The following is a 2,611-nucleotide window of genomic DNA, read 5'->3' as shown; positions in this document are numbered from 1 at the left end:
CGACATCCTGACAGCGAGCAACAACCAGATGGGAGGTGCCGCAGATGCCCTGCCGGGTGGGCTGGGCGCACTGGCACGCGCCAGTACCAAGCCCGCCGTTGAGAAGCTCCATGATCTACAGGCAGTGGGCCTTGGCAAGAAGTTTCAAGACTTTAAGGACGGCAAGCTGCAGCCACTCTCCTCCAAAATGGGTGAGGGGCGCTTCTCCGAGTTTACCGCCAGCGACGGCGGTGTCGCGCTTCATGGCTACCGGGTGACGATCCTGGGGAGCGATAAGCGCTACTCCGTGCGGGCACAGTGTGCCCAGAGCGACTGGAAGACCCTCCAGCCTATCTACGAGAAAATTATTCAGAGCGTTGCCCCCGGCCCTGAAAATTAAGACAGTCTGAATTCTTGTGGTAGAATACCCCCATGAGTACGACTAGTGGGGTTGAGCTGGCAACACTGTCTCGGGGAAAGCGCCTGCTCTCGGAGGTGCGGCGTCAGGAGAAAAAGGGCAGTTTTACGGAAATTTTCTACAGCAGGCTGATGGCGCTCTCCACGCGCGATGAGAAGCTGAAGATCGAGCTGTTTCGCTTTGTGGATGCGCTCCCCGCGCTAAAATCGCCCGAGTCGGTGGCGCGGCACTTGCTGGAGTACTTGGTTCGCCCCGATGTCTCACTGCCGCCGGGCGGAGCACAGCTTCTCACGGGGCTCGCCAGCACGGGGCCATCGCGCTCACTACTTCACTTTGCGTCGCACACGGGGGCGAAACTCATGGCCGGGCGCTTTATCGCCGGGCGTGATGGAGTGGAGGCCGTTAAAGAGATCGAACGTCTGCGCCGCGTCCCAATGACTTTCACCATGGATCTGCTCGGTGAGGCCGTGACCAGCGAGGTCGAGGCACTCGCCTATCAAAAGAAGTATCTGGATCTGATTGAGGACCTTGCCCGCCTCTCGCAAGCGTGGCCGGGGATTGATCAGCTTGAAAAAGCAAGCTACGGAACTCTTCCCAAAGTCAATGTCTCGGTCAAGCTCAGCTCGCTTTACTCGCGCTTCGATCCGATGGCCGCCGATGCCACTGTAAAAGCAGTAAAAGAGCGCCTCCACCCAATTCTCTCTGCGGCAAAAAAGCACGGGCTCTTTGTGAACTTTGACATGGAGCAGCACGACTTTTGCACGGTCACCAATCGCATCTTCCGTGAGATATTTACCCAGCCTGAGTTCGCCGACTGGGCCGATGTGGGAATTGTGGTGCAGGCTTATCTCAAGCGCGCGGAGGCCGATCTGGTCGAGCTGCGCGACTGGGTAATTACACGTGGCGTTCCCGTCCACGTGCGCCTCGTGAAGGGCGCGTACTGGGATTTCGAGACCATTATCGCTGCCCAGCGCCATCATCCCGTGCCGGTCTGGGAGAAAAAGCCCCTCACGGATGCTTGCTTTGAGCGCTGCACCGAGTTTCTTTTAGACAACTGGCAGTATCTGCGGCCCGCGATTGCCAGCCACAACGTCCGCTCTTCCTCAAAAGCCCAGGCGCTCGCCGAGGCGAAAGGTGTCCCACCGCGCACGGTTGAGTACCAGGTGCTCTTTGGGATGGGTGAGCCGATTGGCCGCGCTCTGGCCGCACAAGGGGAGCGCGTCCGTACCTATGTCCCCTTTGGCGAGCTGCTCCCCGGCATGGCCTATCTTGTTCGGCGGCTCCTAGAGAACTCGTCCAACGACAGTTTCATTCGCAAGTCCGGCGACCAGAGTGCCGATGATGCGCTGCTTGCCGAGCCCAGCGCCGTTTCCACCCCTCCTTGCCCTGAGGGAGGGGCCGGGGGTGAGTTCAGCAATAACCCCGAAGTAGACTTTGCGATTCCCGAGAACCAGAAAAAAATGCAAGACGCGTTAGATAAGATTCAGAGTGCACTAGGCTTTACCGTTCCGATTGTCATCAATGGCAAGCGGGAGGAAAGCACAAAAATCATCGAGCGGCCCGACCCGTCGGCGACGGCAGTGATTGTCTCGAAGGCGCACTTTGCGAGCGTCGCTCAGGCGGACGCCGCACTTGCGGCTGCGAGCGCGGCGTTTCCAAGCTGGCGCGACACCAGCATCAAAGAGCGCGCGGATTTGTTGCGCCGCACCGCCGAGCAGTTCGAGAAGCGCCGCTATGAGATCTCGGCGTGGATGGTGCGCGAAGTGGGCAAACCCTGGCGCGAGGCCGACGGCGATGTGGCGGAGGCGATTGATTTTTGTAACTTCTATGCCGCCGAGATGGAGAGACTCTCGGAGCCGCGCAAGCGCAATCTGCCCGGTGAGTGGAACGAGTATTTCTACGATGCCCGTGGCCCGGCGGTGATTATCGCGCCCTGGAACTTCCCGCTGGCGATTCTCTGTGGCATGGCGGTTGCCGCGATTGTGGCGGGTAACCCGGTTATTCTTAAGCCCAGTGAGCAGGCGAGCCGTGTGGGTTACTTCCTACAAGAAGCGCTCGAAGCGGCAGGCTGTCCGCCAGGGGTGAGTAACTTCCTCCCCGGCGATGGCGAGGAGATTGGACCGACTTTGGTGAACGACCCACGCGTCGCCGTGATCGCGTTCACGGGAAGTAAAGCTGTCGGGCTGAGCATTATCCGCAGCGCCTCGGAAGTGC

General features: G+C 59.7%; 2 protein-coding genes. Both read left to right on the top strand.

The genetic code is table 11. The features are described 5' to 3' along the window. The coding region (locus ACH2EH_RS26400) for a hypothetical protein (RefSeq protein ID WP_395146406.1) at positions 1–379 on the top strand (379 nt) is incomplete at its 5' end. A gap of 32 nt (positions 380–411) precedes the next feature. Continuing rightward, a partial coding sequence (locus ACH2EH_RS26395; protein ID WP_395146405.1) for a proline dehydrogenase family protein occupies positions 412–2,611 on the top strand: 2,200 nt, incomplete at its 3' end.

Origin of the sequence: Armatimonas sp., assembly GCF_043760365.1 — a bacterium.
Taxonomy (GTDB): Bacteria; Armatimonadota; Armatimonadia; order Armatimonadales; family Armatimonadaceae; genus Armatimonas.
The sequence above is the reverse complement of the archived record's forward strand: the minus strand, read 5'-3'. Positions and strand labels throughout refer to the sequence as shown.